This window comes from Rhodosalinus sediminis, assembly GCF_003385555.1.
Classification (GTDB): Bacteria; Pseudomonadota; Alphaproteobacteria; order Rhodobacterales; family Rhodobacteraceae; genus Rhodosalinus; species Rhodosalinus sediminis.
In genome coordinates this window covers 348,411-366,621 of the sequence record NZ_QOHR01000001.1, presented here as the reverse complement: position 1 = coordinate 366,621, position 18,211 = coordinate 348,411, and the positions used below count along the sequence as shown (strand labels likewise).

The window sequence follows — 18,211 nt, the reverse complement described above, 5'->3', positions numbered from 1 at the left end:
GCCCGCCCGCGGGAGGGGGGCTGTCCGCCCCCCTCTTGGCCTGCGGCCAATTCACCCCCCGAGGATATTTGACCCAAGAAGAAGGGGCGCGGCCGCGCCGCCCGGACACGGACGGAGCATGGACGGGACACCGGGTTGCACGCCCCAGTATTTCGGTTATTCTCGAAATATGGAAGATGTGATTCCCGCACGACTCTCGGCGCTGGCCCATCCGCACCGGCTGGAGATCTTCCGGCTGTTGATGCGCCGCCATCCCGGCCGCGTCGCGGCCGGCGAGATCGCCGTGGCCCTCGGCCTCAAGCCCTCGACGCTCTCGGCCCATCTGAGCGCGCTCATGCAGGCAGGGCTCGTGACGCAGGCGCGGCACGGCACCTCGCGGCGCTACGGCGTGGCGCTCGACACGGTGCGGGACACCTTCGACTACCTGCTTCTCGACTGTTGCCGCGGGCGGCCCGACGTCTGCGCCCCTCTCGCTCTCGCCTCGCAAGGACCCATTCCAATGTCAGACCACAGGTACCGGGTGCTCTTCATCTGCACCGGCAACTCCGCCCGTTCGATCTTCGCCGAGGCGATCCTGCGCGCCGAGGCGGGCGACCGCTTCGAGGTGCACTCCGCCGGAACCCGCCCCTTCAGCACGCTCAATCCCTTCGCCGTCGACCTGCTGGAGGCGAAGGGGCACGACACCTCCGTCCTGCGCGCCAAGACGGTCGCGGAGTTCCAGCGGCCGGAGGCGCTGGGCTTCGACTTCGTCTTCACCGTCTGCGACCGGGCCGCGAACGAGGAGTGCCCCGTCTGGGAGGGCCAGCCGGTGAGCGCGCACTGGGGCACGCCGGACCCGGTGAAGGCCGAGGGCACGGACGCGGAGCGCGCGCTCGCCTTTCAGCACGCCTACGGCACGCTCCGGAACCGCATCCGCGCCTTCGCGGCGCTGCCCTTCGACACGCTCGACCGCATTTCGCTCCAGCACGCCGTGGACGAGATCGGCCGCGCCGACGAAAGCGCGCCGGCATGACCGTCTATGCGCTGAACGGCCTCGGGCGCGTCGGCAAGCTCGCCCTGCGCCCGCTGTTGGAGCGCGGTGCCGAGATCGCCTGGATCAACGACGCGACGGGCGATCCGGCGATGCACGCGCATCTTCTGGAGTTCGACACAGTGCACGGGCGCTGGGACGCGGCCTTCGCCGCCGACGACGACAGCGTCACCATCGACGGCACCCGCCTGCCCTTCGTGGGCACCGGCGATCCCGCGGCGCTGCCGCTCGAGGGCGTCGACGTGGTGATCGACTGCACCGGCGTCTTCAAGTCGGCCGCGGCGCTCGCGCCCTATTTCGCGGCGGGCGTGAAAAAGGTCGTCGTCTCGGCCCCGGTGAAGGACGCGGAGGCGGTGAACATCGTCCACGGCGTCAACGACGCGGCCTACGACCCCGCGCGCCACCGGATCGTGACGGCGGCCTCCTGCACGACGAACTGCCTCGCCCCGGTGGTCAAGGTGATCCACGCGGCGCTCGGCATCCGCCACGGGTCGATCACCACGATCCACGACGTCACCAACACCCAGACCATCGTGGACCGCCCGGCGAAGGACCTGCGCCGCGCGCGCTCGGCGCTCAATTCGCTGATCCCGACGAGCACCGGCAGCGCGACGGCCATCGCCGCGATCTTTCCCGAGCTCGAGGGCCGGCTGAACGGCCACGCGGTGCGCGTACCGATGCTCAACGCCTCGCTCACGGACTGCGTCTTCGAGGTGATGCGCGAGACCACGGCCGAGGAGGTCAACGCGCTCTTGCGGGACGCCGCGGACGGGCCGCTCGCCGGCGTCCTCGGTTACGAGGACCGCCCCCTCGTCTCGGCGGATTACGTGAACGACACGCGCTCCGCCATCGTGGACGGACCCTCGACCATGGTGGTGAACGGCACGCAGGTGAAGCTCTACGCCTGGTACGACAACGAGATGGGCTACGCCCACCGCCTCGTGGACGTGGCCCTCATGGTCGGGGCGTCGGCGTGAGCGCCCGGCCCGAGGGGCTGGCGGCCTATGTCGCCGTCACGGCGGCCTACTGGGCCTTCATGCTCACCGACGGCGCGCTGCGGATGCTGGTGCTGCTGCACTTCCACACGCTCGGCTTCTCGCCCGTCCAGCTCGCCTATCTCTTCGTCCTCTACGAGATCGCGGGGATGGTCACGAATCTCTCGGCGGGCTGGATCGCGGCGCGCTTCGGGCTGACCTCGACGCTCTACGCGGGGCTCGCGATCCAGGTGGCGGCGCTGCTGGCGCTCGCGCGGCTCGATCCCGGCTGGGCGGTGGGGCTTTCGGTGGCCTACGTGATGGTCGTGCAGGGCGCCTCCGGCGTGGCGAAGGACCTCGCCAAGATGTCCTCGAAATCCGCCGTCAAGCTCCTCGCCCCGACCGAGGGCGGCGGGCTCTTTCGCTGGGTCGCCGTGCTGACGGGCTCGAAGAACGCGGTGAAGGGGCTGGGATTCCTGCTCGGCGCGGCCTTGCTGGCCACGGTGGGCTTCGTCTGGGCCGTGCTCGGCATGGCCGCGGTGCTCGCCGCGATCCTCGTGGCGGTGCTCCTGTTCATGCCGCCGGGGCTGCCCAAGGGGAAGAAGGGCGTGCCGTTCGCGGAGGTCTTTTCCGACAGCGCCAACGTCAACTGGCTCTCGGCGGCGCGGGTCGCGCTCTTCGGCGCGCGGGACGTGTGGTTCGTCGTGGGGCTTCCGGTCTATTTCTACGCGGTGCTCTCCGACGGCACCGAGGCGGGCGACCGCGCGGCCTTCTTCACGGTGGGCAGCTTCATGGCGGTCTGGATCATCCTCTACGGCGGCGTGCAAGCTTGGGCGCCGCGGCTGCTCTCCGCGGCCACCCGGCCCGAGGCGGAGCTGATCGCGGCCGCGCGCCGCTGGGCGGGGGCGCTCGCCGTGGTCCCGGCGCTCCTCGCCGCGCTGGCGCTCGCCGCGGGCGGACCGGCGCCCTGGCTCACCGCGGCGCTGATCGCGGGGCTTCTCGTCTTCGGGGCGATCTTCGCGGTGAACTCGTCGCTCCACTCCTACCTGATCCTCGCCTTCACGCAGGAGGCGCGGGTGACGATGGACGTAGGCTTTTATTACATGGCGAACGCGGGCGGGCGGCTCCTCGGCACGGTGCTCTCGGGGGCGACCTATCAGGCTGGGGGCCTGCCGCTGATGCTCGGCACCGCCGCCGTGCTCGTCGGCCTCTCGGCGCTCGCCGCCGCGCGGCTGCGCCCGGTGGGCGTCGCGGCCGGGGCCGGTTGAGGGGCCGGCTGGGCCGAGCGAGGTCTCCCGCCCGTCGATCCTGCGCATCTTGATCCGGCGCGGAGCGGCACGGCGCGGTCTCGGCGCAGGGGCCGGGAGGCCGGCGCGCGCCGCATCTTGACGCGCCCTGTTTTCGGGCACGCGCGCGCCCCTCTCCATCGCGCCCGCACGATATGGCGGGCGCGGCGCGTCAGGCTTTGTCTGCGCGGGCCGTTCTGCGCTATCGTCCCGGCGCGCGCGGCGGTCTCGGCGACGAGGCCACCGCGGGGCAGGCAGGCAGAACCGTCGCCGCATCGCCGCGGCGGGGCGCATCGGCCGCGCCGCGCCGCGAAACGCGGCCACGGCAGGACAGTCCCGGCGAGGCCGGGGCGCAACACGAAGGGACAGACGCCTTGATGGAAGTTATCGTTCAGTCGCCGTTCGCGGAAATCGCTGCGCTTCTCGTGCTGGCGGCGGTGATCGGCTTCCTCGGGATCATCCTGCGCCAGCCGCTGATCGTCAGCTTCATCGCGGTCGGCCTGATCGCGGGGCCCTCGGTGCTGGACCTCGTGCGCTCGGACGAGGAGATCAGCCTGCTGTCCGAGCTCGGCATCGCCGTGCTTCTGTTTCTCGTCGGCATCAAGCTCGACGTGAAGCTGATCCGGTCGCTCGGGGCGGTGTCGCTGCTGACCGGCCTCGGCCAGGTCGCCTTCACCTCGATCTTCGGCTACCTGATCGGGCTGGCGCTCGGGCTCGGGCACGTCACGAGCCTCTATGTCGCCGTCGCGCTCACCTTCTCGTCGACGATCATCATCGTGAAGCTCCTGTCGGACAAGCGCGAGATCGACGCGCTGCACGGGCAGATCGCGCTCGGCTTCCTGATCGTGCAGGATCTCGTCGTCGTGTTGTCGATGATCGTGCTCTCGGCCATCGGCATCGGCGCGGGCGGCGACGGGGGGCACGGCGGCGGGTCGGTTCCGCTGGTCCTCGCCTCCGGCGTGGCGATGGTGGCACTCGTGGTGCTCTTCGTGCGCTACGTGGCCAATCCGCTGACCGAGCGGCTGGCGCATGCGCCCGAGCTCCTCGTGATCTTCGCCATCGCCATGGCGGCGATGTTCGCGGCGGCGGGCGACATCGTCGGGCTCGGCAAGGAGGTGGGCGGGCTGCTGGCCGGTGTCGCGCTCGCCTCGACGCCCTACCGGGAGACGATCGCGGCGCGGCTGGCGCCGCTGCGCGACTTCCTGCTCCTGTTCTTCTTCATCGCGCTCGGCTCGGCGCTCGACCTGTCGCTCCTCGGCGCGCATATCGGCGGGGCGGCCGCGTTTTCGCTCTTCGTGCTGATCGGCAACCCGCTCATCGTGCTCGCGATCATGGGGGCGATGGGCTACCGTAAGCGCACGGGCTTCCTCGCCGGCCTGACCGTGGCGCAGATCAGCGAGTTCTCGCTGATCTTCATCGCCATGGGCGTCTCGCTCGGCCATGTGCAGGAAGAGGCGCTGGGCCTCGTGACCATGGTCGGCCTCGTGACCATCGCCGCCTCGACCTACATGATCACCTATTCGCACAAGCTCTACGCCGTCTTCGAGCCGCTCCTCGGCGTGTTCGAGCGCAAGGGCACGCCGCGCGAACCCTCCGAGACGGGGGCGCACCGCGAGGACGGTTACGAGGTGATCGTCTTCGGGCTGGGGCGCTTCGGCACGGCCATCGGTATGCGCCTGAAGAAGCGGGGCATCCGGGTGCTCGGGGTCGACTTCAACCCGGGCGCGGTGCGGCGCTGGCGCGAACTGGGCCTCGAGACCGAGTTCGGGGACGCGACCGACCCCGAATTCGTGGCGGACCTGCCGCTGGGCCGGGCGCAATGGATCGTCTCGACCGTGCCCATTCACCCGACCGGCCTCAGCCACGAGGACACGCGGGCGACGCTGATCCAGCTCACGCGCATGTCGGGCTTCGCCGGGCGCGTCGCGGTCGCCTCCCATCACGCCCGCGACACCGAGGAACTCTTCGCCTCCGGGGCGGACATGGTGCTGGAGCCGTTCCAGGACGCCGCCGACCGGGCCGTCGAGCTTCTCTGCGGCGCGCCCGAGGAGGAGCGCACGGAAATCCCGACCATCGAAGCCGAGGACAAGCAGGCCTCCTGAGCGCGATGACGCAGCCCGACGGACGGACCGCCCCGATGACCGAAACCCGTTTGCCCGCACATCCCCACGCGATGACGCCGGAGGCGGCGCTGGAGGCGCTCGCCTCCCGTCCGGGCGGCCTCGACGCGGCGGAGGCCGCGCGCCGGCACGCCGAGCACGGCGCTAACCGCCTGCCCGAGCCGCCGAAGCGCAGCCCGATCCTGCGGTTCCTGTCGCACTTCCACAACGTGCTGATCTATGTGCTGATCGCCTCGGCGCTCGTCACGGCGGCGCTGCAGCACTGGGTCGACACGGGCATCATCCTCGCCGTCGTCGTCGTCAACGCGGTGATCGGCTACATTCAGGAAGGCCGCGCCGAGCAGGCCATGGACGCCATCCGCGGCATGCTCGCCCCGCGTTCCTCCGTGCTGCGCGACGGCCGCCGGATCAGCCTCGACGCGGCCGAGCTGGTGCCCGGCGACGTCGTGCTGATCGAGGCCGGGGACCGCGTGCCCGCCGACCTGCGGCTGATCGAGGCGCGCGGGCTCTCGGCCGAAGAGGCCATCCTCACCGGCGAATCCGTCCCCGTCGACAAGGGCACGGCGCCGGCGGCGGAGGACGCGGCGCTGGGCGACCGCTCCTCGATGCTGTTCTCGGGCACGCTGGTGGCCGCCGGGGCCGGCCGCGGCGTCGTCGCCGCCACCGGCGCGGAGACGCAGATCGGCCGGATCAGCGGCATGCTCGGCCGGGTCGAGACGCTGACCACGCCGCTCGTCGCCCAGATGGACCGCTTCGCGCGCTGGCTCACGGTCTTCATCCTGATCGGGGCGGCCTCTCTCCTCGTCTACGGCTATTTCGTCGGCCACCTGCCCTTCGGCGAGCTCTTCATGGCGGTGGTCGGCCTCTCGGTCGCGGCCATTCCCGAGGGGCTGCCGGCGGTGCTGACGATCACGCTGGCCGTGGGCGTGCAGGCGATGGCGCGGCGCAACGCCATCGTCCGCCGCCTGCCCGCGATCGAGACGCTGGGCTCGGTCTCGGTGATCTGCTCGGACAAGACGGGCACCCTCACCCGGAACGAGATGATGGCGGCGACGCTGGCGGCCGCCGAGGACGTCTATTCGGTCGGCGGCGACGGCTACGCGCCCGAGGGCGCCGTGCGCTGGCGCGACGCCGACGCGCATCCCGACGCGCACGCGGTGCTCGCGGAATTCGCCCGCGCCGCCGGCCTCTGCAACGACGCGACCCTGCACGCCCACGAGTCCGGCTGGCGGGTCGAGGGCGATCCGATGGAGGGCGCGCTCATGGCGCTCGCCGGCAAGATCACCGGCGAGGGGGGCGATCCCCTCCGGCAGTGGACCCGCACCGACGTCATCCCCTTCGATTCCGCGCATCGCTACATGGCGACGCTCCACCACGACCACGAGGGCCGCGCCTGCATCCACGTGAAGGGCGCCCCCGAGGCGGTGCTGGCGCTCTGCGCCGACCAGCGGGCGGCGCACGGCGGGTCCGAACCGCTCGACGCCGAGCGCTGGCATCAAAGGGTCGAAGAGCTCGCCGCCGAGGGGCAGCGGGTGATCGCCGTGGCCGCGCGGTCCGTGCCGCAGGAGCACACGGTGCTCAACACCTCGGACGTCGAGGGGCGGCTGACACTGATCGGGCTGATCGGGCTGATCGACCCGCCGCGCGCGGAGGCGATCGAGGCCGTCGCGGACTGCCACGCCGCCGGCATCCGCGTGAAGATGATCACCGGGGACCACGCCGCGACGGCACGCGCCATCGCGGGGCGGATCGGCCTGCGCAACCGCGACCGCGTGCTCACCGGCGCGGACCTCGAGGCGATGGACGACGCCGCCCTCGCCGAGGCGGCGGTGCAGACCGACATCTTCGCCCGGACCTCCCCGGCGCACAAGCTGCGCCTCGTCACCGCGCTTCAGGCGCGGGGGCTCACCGTGGCGATGACCGGCGACGGCGTGAACGACGCGCCCGCGCTCAAGCGCGCGGACGCCGGCGTGGCGATGGGCCTGAAGGGCAGCGCGGCGGCGAAGGAGGCGGCGGAGCTCGTCCTCGCCGACGACAATTTCGCCTCGATCGCCGCGGCCGTGCGCGAGGGCCGCACCGTCTACGACAACATCAAGAAGGTGATCAGCTGGACCCTGCCCACCAACGGCGGCGAGGCGATGACGATCGTGCTGGCGCTCGCGCTCGGCATGGCGCTGCCGATCACGCCGGTGCAGATCCTCTGGACCAACATGATCACCGCGGTCACCCTCGGAATCGCGCTCGCCTTCGAGCCGACGGAAGCGAGGACCATGCGCCGCCCGCCCCGGCCGCGCGACGAGCCGCTGCTGACGGGCGCGCTGATCTGGCACATCATGCTCGTCTCGACGCTGTTCCTCGCCGGGATCTACGGCATCTTCGTCTACGCGCTGGACAAGGGGTATTCCCTCGCCCTCGCGCAGACCATGGCGCTGAACACGCTGGTGGTGCTCAAGATCTTCCACCTCTTCTTCATCCGCAACATCCACGGCACCTCGCTGACATGGGCCGCGGTCCGCGGCACCCGGATCGTGTGGATCTGCATCGCGGCGGTGACCGTGGCGCAGTTCGCCATCACCTATGTGCCCCCGCTGCAGGCGCTCTTCGGGACCGAGGGCGTGCCGCTCCTCGACGGGGTGTTGATCATCGCCATCGGCGCCGTCTTCTTCGGGCTGATCGAGACCGAGAAGCAGATGCGCCTCGCCGTCCGCGCGACCGACCGTCCCGCGACGGGCGCAGGCTGAGCGCGGGGGATGGGATCGGGCAGCCGGCGCCGTCGCGCGCGCCAGCGGTGGCCGGGGCACCGTCGCGGCGTCCTCAGGGCGCGCGCAGCACCGCGCCGGGGTTCATGATGCCCGCCGGGTCGAGCGCGGCCTTGATCGCGCGCATCGCGGCGAGTTTCGCGGGGTCGCCATAACGCTCCAGGTCCGGCACCTTGAGCCGGCCGACGCCGTGCTCGGCCGCGACGGAGCCCTCGAGGGCGTGGACGATGTCGTGCACGCAACGCTTGATCGCGTCGCGCTGGTGCTCGTGGTCGGCGCGGCTGCGCCCGAGCACCGGAAAGACGTTGTAATGCAGGTTGCCGTCGCCCACGTGCCCGAAGCAGTTGACGCGGAAGCTCCCGATCTCGGCGAGGGCAGCGCCGGCGCGGGCGATGAACTCCGGGATCGCGGCGAGCGGCACCGAGATGTCGTGGCTGGAGATCGCGCCGATCAGGCGGTTCGCCTCCGGGATGCGCTCGCGCACCGCCCAGACCGCGGCGCGCTGCGTCTCCGACTGCGCGATCAGCCCGTCGTGGGCGAGCCCGGCCTCCGCCACCTCGGCGAAGAGGTCCTCGAGCGCCCCGGCCGGGTCGAGCCCGGCGGCGAGACCCACCTCGATCAGTACCGTCCACTCCGGCGGCTCGGACCAGGGCAGGCGCGTCTCCGGCAGCGTCTCGGCGAGGAACTCCATCCCCTGCCGGTGCATGAGCTCGAAGGCCGAGATCCCCTCGCCCAGACGGTCGCGCGCGCGCGCCAGCAGGTCGAGCGCGGCGGAGGGGTCGCGCACCGCGAAAAGCGCCGTCCCCTCCCCCGCCGGGCGCGGGTGGAGCGCGAGCGTCGCCGCGGTGATCACGCCCAGCGTCCCCTCCGCCCCGATCAGGAGATCGCGCAGGTCGTAGCCGGTGTTGTCCTTCCTGAGCCGCGTCAGCCCGTGCCAGAGGCGCCCGTCGGGCAACACCGCCTCCACCCCGAGGCAGAGCGCGCGGGCGTTGCCGTAGCGCAGCGTGTTGATCCCGCCGGCGTTGGTGGCGAGCAGCCCGCCGATGCGCGCCGTCCCCTCGGAGGCGAGCGAGAGCGGAAAGAGCCGCCCGGCCCCCTCGGCCGCCGCCCGGATGTCGGCGAGCACCGCGCCCGCTTCGACGGTGAGCACGTTCTCGCGCGCGTCGACGCCGCGGATCGCGGTCATCCGGTCGAGCGAGAGGATCACGGGCCGCGGCCCCTCCGTCGCGATCTGTCCGCCGACGAGGCCCGTGCCGCCGCCGTAGGGCACCACCGGCACGCGCGCCTCGGCGCAGGTGCGCACGATCTCGGCCACCTCCTCTGCCGTGACGGGGCGGGCGAGCACGCCGCCCTGCCCCTGCCAGCGCCCGCGCGGCTCCTCCAGATGCGCGGCCCCCGGCGCGCCGATCCGCCCCGCGGGCAGGCGGGCGGCCAGTCGCTCGGCGAAGGCGGCGTCCGCCTCGGAGAGCCGGAGCGCGCCGTCCATCAGTCGCGCAGCCGCCGCGGTTGCAGGAAGACCACCGTCGGCCGCTCCGGCAGGTCGGCGAGGCTCACGTCGATGAAGGGTGCGTTGCGGTCGACGATGGCGAAGTCGTCGGCCATCCCGTCGCGGAAGGTGCCGAGCGAGCGCCCCGAGAACCAGTGCATCGGCAGGACGACGGAGGCGCGCAGGCGCTTGAGCACCGCGATCATGTCGTCGAGCGCCATGGTGTAGCCGCCGTCCACCGGCGCCATGACCACGTCGAGGCGCCCGAGCGCGGCGAATTGCGCCTCGGTCGGCATGTGGTGCAGGTGCCCGAGATGCCCGATGCAGAGCCCCGCCACCTCGAAGACGAAGATCGAGTTGCCGCGCGGCTCGTCCCGGCCGTTGAAGCCGCCACGGATGTCGGTGGAGACGTTGCGCACGAGCATCTCGCCGAGGTCGAGGTGATGCTCGATCCCGGCGCCGAACTCCTCGCCCCAGCCGCGCAGGACATGCGGGATCGCCGGGTCGGGGTTGGCCGTCCAGTGCGTCGAATGGGCGTGGTTCATGGTGACCACGTCCGGGATCAGGTCGGTGTTGCCGATGAAGCCGGTGTAATCGGTCACCGCCGTCAGCCCGCCGGGCGTGCGGATCAGAAAGGAGGCGTGCCCGAGAAAGCGCAGGCGCACGGTGTAGTCGGGCAGCGCCTCCCGGTGGCTCGGCTGCGTGGAGGCGCGCCAGAGCCGCGCGGCCGGTGGCGAAGCGGTCTGGGCGGAGGCGCGGCGATACTCGATCCCCGGCGCCGCGTCGGCGATGGCGATGCAGTGGCTGGGGCGGCGCTCCGCCGCGTCCTGAGCGGCGGCGGGCAGGGCAAGGCACACGGCGAGCGCGGCGGCGAGCAGTCGAATCATGGTCCGGCACCTCCTCGATACCGGGAAGATAGGACATCCGGACGCCGCGTCAGCCCCGGCATGCGCGCATCGGCCCCGTGCGGGGCCTCTTCGCTCGGGGCCGCGCGCTCAGCCGGCATCGGTGCGCCCCCGCCGGTCGGCGCGCAGCGCCGCGTAGAGGACATGCGTCCGCCAGCGCCCCGCGATCTGCAGGTAGCTCTGCGCGACGCCCTCGTACTTGAAGCCGACCTTTTCCAAGAGCCCGCGCGAGGCGGTGTTCTCGGGCAGGCAAGCGGCCTCGAGCCGCGAGAGGTCGAGCTTCGTCCAGGCGTGGTGCACGACCGCCTCCAGCGCCTCGCGCATGTAGCCCTGCCGCGCGTAGGGCGCGCCGATCCAGTAGCCGAGCGTGCTCGACTGCGCGGGGCCGCGGCGGATGTTGTCGAGCGTGACGGCCCCGATCAGGCACTGATCCTCGCGCCGGATCAGGAAGAGCGGCACCGCCGTGCCCTGCCCGATCGCCCGGCCCGCCCAGTAGACGCGGTTGGTGAAGGCCTTGCGCGTCAGGTGATCCTCGGCCCAGGCGGGCTCCCACGGGACGAGGAACGCGCGCGAGCGATCGCGCAGCGCCGTCCAGTCGCGGAAATCGGCGTGGCTCGGCGGGCGGAGCGTCATGCGCTCGGTCTCCAGCCGGAGCTTCCGCCCTGGCCGGAACATCACGCCGCCCGGCGCGCCTGCAGCGCCGCGAAGGCGGGCGCGCGCTCCAGCGGCCCGTAAAGGGCGAGCGCCATGGGCGCCTGACCGGCGATGCGGGCGCCCGCCGCGCGCAGCTCGTCGCGGGTCACCGCGTCGATGCGCGCCGCCGTCTCGCTCACGCCGGGGACCTCGCCATAGACCTGCACCATCCGGGCGAGGCGTTCGGCCCGGTTCGACGGGCTTTCGAGCCCCATGAGGAGCCCCGCCTTCATCTGCGCGCGGGCGCGAGCGATCTCGGCCTCGGTCAGGTCGTCGGCGGCGCGGGCGAGCTCGTCGAAGGTGAGCGCCGTCAGATCGCCGAGCGCGTCCCCCCCGGTGCCGGCGTAGATCGTCAGGCAGCCGGTGTCGGCATGCGCGCCCGCTTGCGCGAAGATCGTGTAGCAGAGGCCTCGCTTTTCGCGGATTTCCTGGAACAGCCGGCTCGACATGCCGCCGCCCAAAGCCACGGACCAGACCTGCGCCGCGTAGAGGAGCGGGTCGTGGTAAGAGGGCGCCTCGAAGGCGAGCGCCATGTGCGCCTGCTCCAGCGGCTTGTCGCGCCGGATCTCGCCGCCCCGGAAGACGGCGGGCGCAGGCGCCGGCGCGGGCCGCGGGGCGAGGTGGCCGAAGTGCCGCTCGGCGAGGCGCATCAGCGCGTCGTGGTCCACGTCGCCCGCGGCGGCGAGGATCATCTGCCCCGGCGCGTAGTGCTCCTCGACGAAGCGCGCGAGATCCGTGCGGCCGAAGCGCTCCACCCGCTCGGCCGGGCCGAGGATCGGACGGCCGAAGGGCTGACCCGGATAGGCGGCCTCCTGCAGCCAGTCGAAGACGATGTCGTCCGGCGTGTCCAGCGCCTGCCCGATCTCCTGCAGGATCACGCCGCGCTCGACCTCGATCTCCTCGGGCGCGAAGGCGGGGGCGAGCAGGATGTCCGCGATCACGTCCAGCGCGAGCGGCACGTCCTCGCCCAGCACGCGGGCGTAATAGGCCGTCGCGTCGCGCGAGGTGTAGGCGTTCATGTAGCCGCCCACGTCCTCGATCGCCTCGGCGATCTCGAGCGCGCTGCGCCGCTCGGTGCCCTTGAACGCCATGTGCTCGAGAAAATGCGCGACGCCGCACTCGCTCTCCCGTTCGTCGCGGCCGCCGGCGCAGACCCAGACTCCGACCGCGGCGGAGGCGAGGCCGGGCATGTGTTCGGTCACGACCCGGAGGCCGTTCGGCAGGGTGTCGAGGCGGGTGGTGGGCACGGTCAACGGCGAAGGCGCTCCCTGATGAGATCCTGAATGGCGGCGAGGTCGTCGGGCACGGTCGTCGCCCGCTCCGGCCGCTCATAGAGGTTCGCCATGCTGGGGGGAAGGGCCGGGCGGACGCCGGTCGCCGCCTCCACCGCGTCGGGAAACTTCGCCGGATGGGCGGTGGCGAGCGTGACCATCGGCACGTCCCGCGCGCGCGCCGCTTCGGCCACATGCACGCCGACGGCGCTGTGCGGGCAGAGAAGCTCGCCCGTGGCCTCGAGCGTGCGGGCGATCGTGGCGCGCGTCTCCTCCTCCGAGGCGCGGCCGGAGGCGAAGACCTCGCGCAGGCGGGCGAGCGCGCCCTGGCTAAGCGCGAAGCCGCCCCGGGCCTTCTGCTCCTCCATGAGCTGCGCGACCGCCGCGCCGTCGCGGTCGTAGACGTCGAAGAGCGCGCGCTCGAAGTTCGAGCTCACCTGAATGTCCATCGAGGGGCTGATGGAGGGCACGACCCCCTCCACCTCGTAGCGGCCGGTGGTCAGGCAACGGTGCAGGATGTCGTTCTGGTTGGTGGCCACCACGAGCTTGTCGATCGGAAGCCCCATGCGCTTCGCCACGTAACCCGCGAAGACGTCGCCGAAATTGCCGGTGGGCACGGTGAAGCTAACGGGGCGGTGCGGCGCGCCGAGGCTCGCCGCGGCGGTGACGTAATAGACCGTCTGCGCGAGCACCCGCGCCCAGTTGATCGAGTTCACCGCGGCGAGCCCCACCGCGTCGCGGAAGGCGTGGTCGTTGAACATGTCCTTCACGCGGGCCTGCGCCGCGTCGAAGTCCCCCTCGATGGCGAGCGCGTGGACGTTCGCCTCTTGCGGGGTGGTCATCTGCCGGCGCTGCACCTCCGAGACGCGGCCCTCGGGGAAGAGGATGAAGACGTCCACGTTGTCGAGCCCGCGGAACGCCTCGATCGCGGCGGAGCCGGTGTCGCCGCTCGTGGCCCCGACGATGCAGATGCGCTCCCCCCGCCGCGCGAGCGCGGCCTGGAAGAGCTGCCCGATGAGCTGCATCGCGAAGTCCTTGAAGGCGAGCGTCGGGCCGTGGAAGAGCTCCAGCAGGAAGTGGTTCGGCGCCAGCTGCTTGAGCGGCGCGCGCGCCTCGTGGCGAAAGCCCGCGTAGGCGCGTTCGATCATGTCGGACAGCGCCGCCTCGCCGAAGGCCTCGCCCGTGAAGGGCGCGATCACGCGCAGCGCGGCCTCCTCGTAAGGCGCCCCCGCGAGCGCGGCGATCTCCGCCGGCGCCATTTCGGGGATGCGCTCGGGGACGTAGAGCCCGCCGTCGCGGGCCAGACCGGCGAGCATCGTCGCCTCGAAGTCGAGCGCGGGCGCCTGCCCGCGGGTGGAAACGTAGTGCATCAGGCGGTCCTTCGCGCGGTGCGCCACAAGAGATACCCCGTCATCGCCACCCAGACGACGGCGAGCCCGAACCAGGTGACGGCGTATTCGAGGTGATCGTTCGGAATCCCGCTGGTGTCCACCGGCAAGGGCGTGATTCCGGGCGCGGGCGGGTTTTCCTGCCGCACGATCAGGAGGAGCGGCTCGGTGCCGAGCGCCTCCGCCATCGGGCCGAGATCGCGGGCGTACCAGTAGTTATCCGCCGGGTCGTTCTCGGGCGTGGAGGAATTGCGATCGTCGGGCCAGTGCAGGTTGCCGGTCACAGTAGCGGCGCCGGTGCGGCGATCGGCCGCCTTCGCGGCGTTGGGAACGAACCCCCGGTCGAGCAGGACGCGCCGCCCCGCCTCCGTCTCGAAGGGCGCGACGATGCGGAAGCCCGCCCCCTCGGCCTTGGTGGAGACGAGGACGTGCAGTTCCCGCTCGCCGATGGTGCCCTCGGCCCGCACCGGCAGGTAGCGATCCGCCTCCGGGTCCGGGTCGGCGGGCAGCGCGACCGGCTCGGCGGCGATGCGCGCCTCGATGTCGGCGAGCAGCGCCTCCTTCCAGGCGAGGCGCTGGACCTGCCACACGCCGAGCGCGATAAGCACCGCCGCCCCCGCGATGCCGATGACGAGCGGTCCGATGAAGCGTCGCATGACCCCTCCCATACGAAGGGCGCGCGGCCGGACCGCGCGCCCCGAACCCCTAGCTGCGTGTCGCGGCTCAGCCGCCCCAGACGTAGATCACGGCGAAGAGGAAGAGCCAGACGACGTCCACGAAGTGCCAGTACCAGATCGCGGCCTCGAAGCCGACGTGCTTTTCCTGCGTGAAGTGCCCCTTCATCAGGCGGATCAGGCAGACGAACAGGAAGATCGTCCCGATGATGACGTGCGCCCCGTGGAAGCCCGTCGCCATGTAGAAGTTCGCGCCGTAGATGTTGCCGGCGAAGCCGAAGGCGGCGTGCGTGTACTCGTAGCCCTGCAGGAAGGTGAAGATCACGCCGAGCACGATGGCGATGATCAGGCCGCGCTTCACGTCCTCGCGGTTGTTCTCCTCGACGAGGGCGTGGTGCGCCCAGGTCGCCGCGGCGCCCGAGCAGAGCAGGATCAGCGTGTTGATCAGCGGCAGGTGCCAGGGATCGAAGGTCTCGATCCCCGCGGGGGGCCACTGCCCGTCGACCGCCGGGCTCATGCCGCCGGGGTCCATCGGGTAGAGCGCGTGCTTGAAGAAGCTCCAGAACCATGCCGCGAAGAACATCACCTCGGACATGATGAAGAGGATGAAGCCGTAGCGCAGGCCGATACGCACCACCGGCGTGTGGTCGCCCGCGCGGCTCTCGGACACGACGTCGGCCCACCAGCCGAACATCGTGTAGGCCACGCCGACGAGCCCGATCAGGAAGACCCACGGCCCGCTGTTGTGCATCCAGAGCACCGAGCCGAAGAGCATCACGAAGGTCGAGACCGCCCCGAGGAAGGGCCAGATCGACGGGCTCAGAATGTGGTAATCGTGGTTCTTGGCGTGTGCCATCGCTTTCCCCTGGGACCTTTTGGCGTCAGTTCGGTTTGGTTGCGGCGCGGGCGCCGGTGTCGAGCGCGGCCTGCTCCGTCGTCTCGGCGGGCAGGTCCGTCTCGTAGAAGGTGTAGCTGAGCGTGATGGTGTGGATGTACTTCGCGTCGCGATCCTCGACGATGTCGGGATCGACGTAGAAGGTCACCGGCATCTCCACCCGCTCGCCGGGTTCGAGCACCTGCTGCTCGAAGCAGAAGCAGTCGATCTTGGTGAAGAAGCCGCCCGCGTCGAAGGGCGCGACGTTGTAGCTCGCCGTGCCGGCGACGGGCCGGTCGGTCGGGTTGTAGGCCTCGTAGAAGACGAGCCCCGTCTCGCCGATGCGCAGCTCCACCTCGCGCTGCATCGGCTCGAACTCCCACGGCATGTCGCGCTCGAGCGAGCCGTCGAAGCGCACGGTGATCGTCTCGTCGAGGATCTCGTCGGAGCCCGCCTCGGCGGTGCTCGTCTCGCCGCCGTAGCCGGTCACGCGGCAGAACCAGTCGTAGAGCGGCACCGACGCCCAGGCCATGCCGCCCATGAAGAGAACCACGCCCAGCGCCTGCGCGACCGTGCGGGTCTTGCCCGTGGGAAAGAGCGTCATGTCCCCTCCTGATGCGGCGGTGCGAAGCTGCCGTCGGAAATCTTGGCCACCGTCAGGCCGAACATCACGGCGATGAAGGCCACCAGCAGGAGCGCGACCCCGAGGTTGCGCCCGCGCCGCCGGCGATGGATCTCGTGCGTCCTTGCGATACTCATCAGAAGCCTCCCGCGGCCCCGATCCGGTCGATCCCGGCCTCGGCCAGGATCGCGCCGAAATGGGCGAAGAGATAGATCAGCGAAAGTTTGAAGAAGCGTTTCTCGACGCGGTAGTCGTCCGCCTCGGCCATGCGCTCGTCGCGGCGCCAGATCGCCCAGGCGCCCTTGAGGAAGAGCGCGTTGAGCACGATCGCCACGGCGAGATAGACCGGCCCGCCGACCGAGGTCAGCCCCGTGCCCACCGCCAGCGCGGCCAGAAGCACCGTGTAGATCAGCACCTGCGCCCGCGTCGCCGGCCGGCCGTGCGTCACCGTCAGCATCGGCACGCCCGCGTCGTCGTAGTCCGACCGCATGAAGAGCGCGAGCGCCCAGAAATGCGGCGGCGTCCACATGAAGATCAGCGCCACCATCAGCCACGGCTCGAGCGCGAGCGAGCCGGTCGCCGCGGCCCAGCCGATGAGCGGCGGAAAGGCCCCCGCGAGGCCGCCGATGACGATGTTCTGCGGCGTCGTGCGCTTCAGCCACATGGTGTAGACGACCACGTAGAAGAAGATCGTGAAGGCGAGCCACGCGGCGGCGAGCCAGTTCGTGGCGAGCCCCAGCATCACCACCGAGAAGCCGGAGAGCGCGAGGCCCACGGCCAGCGCCTCCTCCGGCGCGACGCGCCCCGAGGGCACGGGGCGGCGGCGGGTGCGCCGCATCACCGCGTCGATGTCGGCGTCCCACCACATGTTGAGCGCGCCCGAGGCGCCGCCGCCCACCGCGATGAAGAGGATGGCGGCGAAGCCCACCATCGGATGCACGGGCGCCGGCGCTGCCAGCAGGCCGACGAGGGCGGTGAAGACGACCAGCGTCATGACCCGCGGCTTGAGCAGCGCGACGTAGTCGCCGAAGTCGGCCTCGCCCGTCGCCGCGCGCTCGCTGTGAAGGCTCGTGTCGGTCATCGGATGTTCCAAATCCTGGACGGAGCGCGCCCGCCGGCGGCCGGGCCGCCGCGGGCACGTCCGGTCATTCGGCCGAGGCCACCTGCACGGCGGAGGGCGCTTCGGCGTATTCCGCCTGCGCGTTGTCGAGCCAGGTGTCGTATTTCTCCTGGCTGACCACCTTCACCGTGATCGGCATGTAGGCGTGGTCCTTGCCGCAGAGCTCGGAGCACTGGCCGAAGTAGACGCCCTCCTTCTCGGGCGTGAAGTGCAGCTCGGCGAGGCGACCGGGCACCGCGTCCTGCTTCACGCCGAAGGCCGGGATCGTCCAGGAGTGGATCACGTCCGCCGCGGTCACCTGCATCACCACGGTCTTGCCCACCGGCACGACCACCGCGGTGTCCGTGGCGAGGAGGTATTCGTCCTCGTTGTAGCCGTACTCCTCCAGCTCGTCCTTGGCGAGCATGAAGCTGTCGAAGCCGAAGCCCTCGTCGACGTACTCGTAGCCCCAGAACCACTGGTAGCCGGTCGCCTTGATCGTGACGTCGGCCTCCGGGATCACCTGCTGCTTGAAGAGCACCGGCAGCGAGAAGGCGCCGATGAAGACGAGGATGATCACCGGCACCACGGTCCAGGCCACCTCGATCGGCGTGTTGTGCGTGAAGCGCGCCGGCTCGGGATTGGCGCGCTTGTTGAAGCGCACGATCACGTAAAGCAGAAGGCCGAGCACGAAGAGCGTGATCGCGGTGATGATCACGAGGAGCATCCCGTCGAGCCACTGCAGGTCACGCGCGAGCTCGCTCGCGGCGGGCTGGAACCCGGTGCCGCCGTCCTTGGGGCTGCCGATGATCTCGAGCCCCTCGGTGGCGGACTGCGCCGTGGCGGCGGTTGCGGTCAGGCTGGCCCCGAGGCCGGCAAGAATCGTCTTGATGGTCATGCATCTACCCGGTTGGCTGCCGGAGCGCTTACCCGCCGGACACCACGGTATACATGACCGGCGTGCAGGCCCCGTTGTCATCTGCGCGTGTCTAACCATATTCCTCGACCGAGGGGAAGAAAATATCATGCG

At 71.2% G+C, this 18,211-nt stretch carries 16 protein-coding genes; 5 read left to right on the top strand and 11 right to left on the bottom strand.

What is annotated here, in order from left to right; all coding sequences use genetic code 11:
• Positions 1–169 precede the first annotated feature (169 nt).
• The 5 genes from DRV84_RS01780 to DRV84_RS01760 all read left to right on the top strand — a co-directional run bounded on the left by DRV84_RS01780 (position 170) and on the right by DRV84_RS01760 (position 8,151).
• Positions 170–1,012 carry a metalloregulator ArsR/SmtB family transcription factor gene (locus tag DRV84_RS01780; RefSeq protein WP_115978016.1) on the top strand — a complete coding sequence of 281 codons (843 nt, stop codon included), beginning with the start codon at positions 170–172 and terminating at the stop codon, positions 1,010–1,012.
• Positions 1,009–2,007, top strand: coding sequence for an ArsJ-associated glyceraldehyde-3-phosphate dehydrogenase (locus DRV84_RS01775; RefSeq protein ID WP_115978015.1), 999 nt, complete (start codon positions 1,009–1,011; stop codon positions 2,005–2,007). The genes DRV84_RS01780 and DRV84_RS01775 overlap by 4 nt, the downstream gene beginning before the upstream one ends.
• On the top strand, positions 2,004–3,272 hold the full coding sequence (gene arsJ / locus DRV84_RS01770; protein WP_115978014.1) for an organoarsenical effux MFS transporter ArsJ: 1,269 nt from the start codon (positions 2,004–2,006) through the stop codon (positions 3,270–3,272). The genes DRV84_RS01775 and arsJ overlap by 4 nt, the downstream gene beginning before the upstream one ends.
• A 395-nt stretch (positions 3,273–3,667) precedes the next feature.
• On the top strand, positions 3,668–5,392 hold the full coding sequence (locus DRV84_RS01765; protein WP_115978013.1) for a cation:proton antiporter: 1,725 nt from the start codon (positions 3,668–3,670) through the stop codon (positions 5,390–5,392).
• Between the two features lie 35 nt (positions 5,393–5,427).
• Positions 5,428–8,151: a cation-transporting P-type ATPase gene (locus tag DRV84_RS01760; protein WP_115978012.1), complete on the top strand. Its 2,724-nt coding sequence runs from the start codon at positions 5,428–5,430 to the stop codon at positions 8,149–8,151.
• A gap of 73 nt (positions 8,152–8,224) precedes the next feature.
• Here DRV84_RS01760 and DRV84_RS01755 read toward each other — a convergent pair whose 3' ends face one another.
• From DRV84_RS01755 to coxB, 11 genes are all read right to left on the bottom strand, one after another.
• Positions 8,225–9,655, bottom strand: a complete 1,431-nt coding sequence (locus DRV84_RS01755; RefSeq protein ID WP_115978011.1) for an FAD-binding oxidoreductase — start codon at positions 9,653–9,655, stop codon at positions 8,225–8,227.
• The gene (locus tag DRV84_RS01750) at positions 9,655–10,542 is read right to left on the bottom strand and encodes an MBL fold metallo-hydrolase (RefSeq protein ID WP_115978010.1); all 888 of its coding nucleotides are present in this window, start codon (positions 10,540–10,542) and stop codon (positions 9,655–9,657) included. Before DRV84_RS01750 ends, DRV84_RS01755 begins: the two co-directional genes overlap by 1 nt.
• Positions 10,543–10,650: 108 nt before the next feature.
• On the bottom strand, positions 10,651–11,235 hold the full coding sequence (locus DRV84_RS01745; protein WP_115978009.1) for a GNAT family N-acetyltransferase: 585 nt from the start codon (positions 11,233–11,235) through the stop codon (positions 10,651–10,653).
• Complete coding sequence (locus DRV84_RS01740; protein WP_275668713.1) at positions 11,235–12,506, bottom strand: M16 family metallopeptidase; 1,272 nt, start codon at positions 12,504–12,506, stop codon at positions 11,235–11,237. Before DRV84_RS01740 ends, DRV84_RS01745 begins: the two co-directional genes overlap by 1 nt.
• Positions 12,503–13,894, bottom strand: coding sequence for a threonine synthase (gene thrC / locus DRV84_RS01735; protein WP_115978055.1), 1,392 nt, complete (start codon positions 13,892–13,894; stop codon positions 12,503–12,505). The genes DRV84_RS01740 and thrC overlap by 4 nt, the downstream gene beginning before the upstream one ends.
• Positions 13,894–14,568: an SURF1 family protein gene (locus DRV84_RS01730; protein WP_115978008.1), complete on the bottom strand. Its 675-nt coding sequence runs from the start codon at positions 14,566–14,568 to the stop codon at positions 13,894–13,896. The genes thrC and DRV84_RS01730 overlap by 1 nt, the downstream gene beginning before the upstream one ends.
• A 67-nt stretch (positions 14,569–14,635) precedes the next feature.
• Complete coding sequence (locus DRV84_RS01725) at positions 14,636–15,442, bottom strand: cytochrome c oxidase subunit 3 (RefSeq protein ID WP_115978007.1); 807 nt, start codon at positions 15,440–15,442, stop codon at positions 14,636–14,638.
• Positions 15,443–15,467: 25 nt separating this feature from the next.
• On the bottom strand, positions 15,468–16,064 hold the full coding sequence (locus DRV84_RS01720) for a cytochrome c oxidase assembly protein (RefSeq protein WP_115978006.1): 597 nt from the start codon (positions 16,062–16,064) through the stop codon (positions 15,468–15,470).
• Entirely contained in the window at positions 16,061–16,219 is a 159-nt protein-coding gene (locus DRV84_RS15745; RefSeq protein WP_192881381.1) for a hypothetical protein, read from the bottom strand. Before DRV84_RS15745 ends, DRV84_RS01720 begins: the two co-directional genes overlap by 4 nt.
• Entirely contained in the window at positions 16,219–17,163 is a 945-nt protein-coding gene (gene cyoE / locus DRV84_RS01715; RefSeq protein ID WP_115978005.1) for a heme o synthase, read from the bottom strand. The genes DRV84_RS15745 and cyoE overlap by 1 nt, the downstream gene beginning before the upstream one ends.
• A 64-nt stretch (positions 17,164–17,227) precedes the next feature.
• On the bottom strand, positions 17,228–18,079 hold the full coding sequence (gene coxB / locus DRV84_RS01710; RefSeq protein ID WP_115978004.1) for a cytochrome c oxidase subunit II: 852 nt from the start codon (positions 18,077–18,079) through the stop codon (positions 17,228–17,230).
• Positions 18,080–18,211 lie beyond the last annotated feature (132 nt).

What these genes read in the sequence shown, in the direction of transcription:
- DRV84_RS01780 (WP_115978016.1), top strand. Translation starts at nt 170, where the DNA reads ATGGAAGATGTGATTCCCGCACGACTCTCGGCGCTGGCCCATCCGCAC.
- DRV84_RS01775 (WP_115978015.1), top strand. Translation starts at nt 1,009, where the DNA reads ATGACCGTCTATGCGCTGAACGGCCTCGGGCGCGTCGGCAAGCTCGCC.
- DRV84_RS01765 (WP_115978013.1), top strand. Translation starts at nt 3,668, where the DNA reads ATGGAAGTTATCGTTCAGTCGCCGTTCGCGGAAATCGCTGCGCTTCTC.
- DRV84_RS01760 (WP_115978012.1), top strand. Translation starts at nt 5,428, where the DNA reads ATGACCGAAACCCGTTTGCCCGCACATCCCCACGCGATGACGCCGGAG.
- DRV84_RS01755 (WP_115978011.1), bottom strand. Translation starts at nt 9,655, where the DNA reads ATGGACGGCGCGCTCCGGCTCTCCGAGGCGGACGCCGCCTTCGCCGAG.
- DRV84_RS01750 (WP_115978010.1), bottom strand. Translation starts at nt 10,542, where the DNA reads ATGATTCGACTGCTCGCCGCCGCGCTCGCCGTGTGCCTTGCCCTGCCC.
- DRV84_RS01745 (WP_115978009.1), bottom strand. Translation starts at nt 11,235, where the DNA reads ATGTTCCGGCCAGGGCGGAAGCTCCGGCTGGAGACCGAGCGCATGACG.
- thrC (WP_115978055.1), bottom strand. Translation starts at nt 13,894, where the DNA reads ATGCACTACGTTTCCACCCGCGGGCAGGCGCCCGCGCTCGACTTCGAG.
- DRV84_RS01730 (WP_115978008.1), bottom strand. Translation starts at nt 14,568, where the DNA reads ATGCGACGCTTCATCGGACCGCTCGTCATCGGCATCGCGGGGGCGGCG.
- DRV84_RS01725 (WP_115978007.1), bottom strand. Translation starts at nt 15,442, where the DNA reads ATGGCACACGCCAAGAACCACGATTACCACATTCTGAGCCCGTCGATC.
- DRV84_RS01720 (WP_115978006.1), bottom strand. Translation starts at nt 16,064, where the DNA reads ATGACGCTCTTTCCCACGGGCAAGACCCGCACGGTCGCGCAGGCGCTG.
- DRV84_RS15745 (WP_192881381.1), bottom strand. Translation starts at nt 16,219, where the DNA reads ATGAGTATCGCAAGGACGCACGAGATCCATCGCCGGCGGCGCGGGCGC.
- cyoE (WP_115978005.1), bottom strand. Translation starts at nt 17,163, where the DNA reads ATGACCGACACGAGCCTTCACAGCGAGCGCGCGGCGACGGGCGAGGCC.
- coxB (WP_115978004.1), bottom strand. Translation starts at nt 18,079, where the DNA reads ATGACCATCAAGACGATTCTTGCCGGCCTCGGGGCCAGCCTGACCGCA.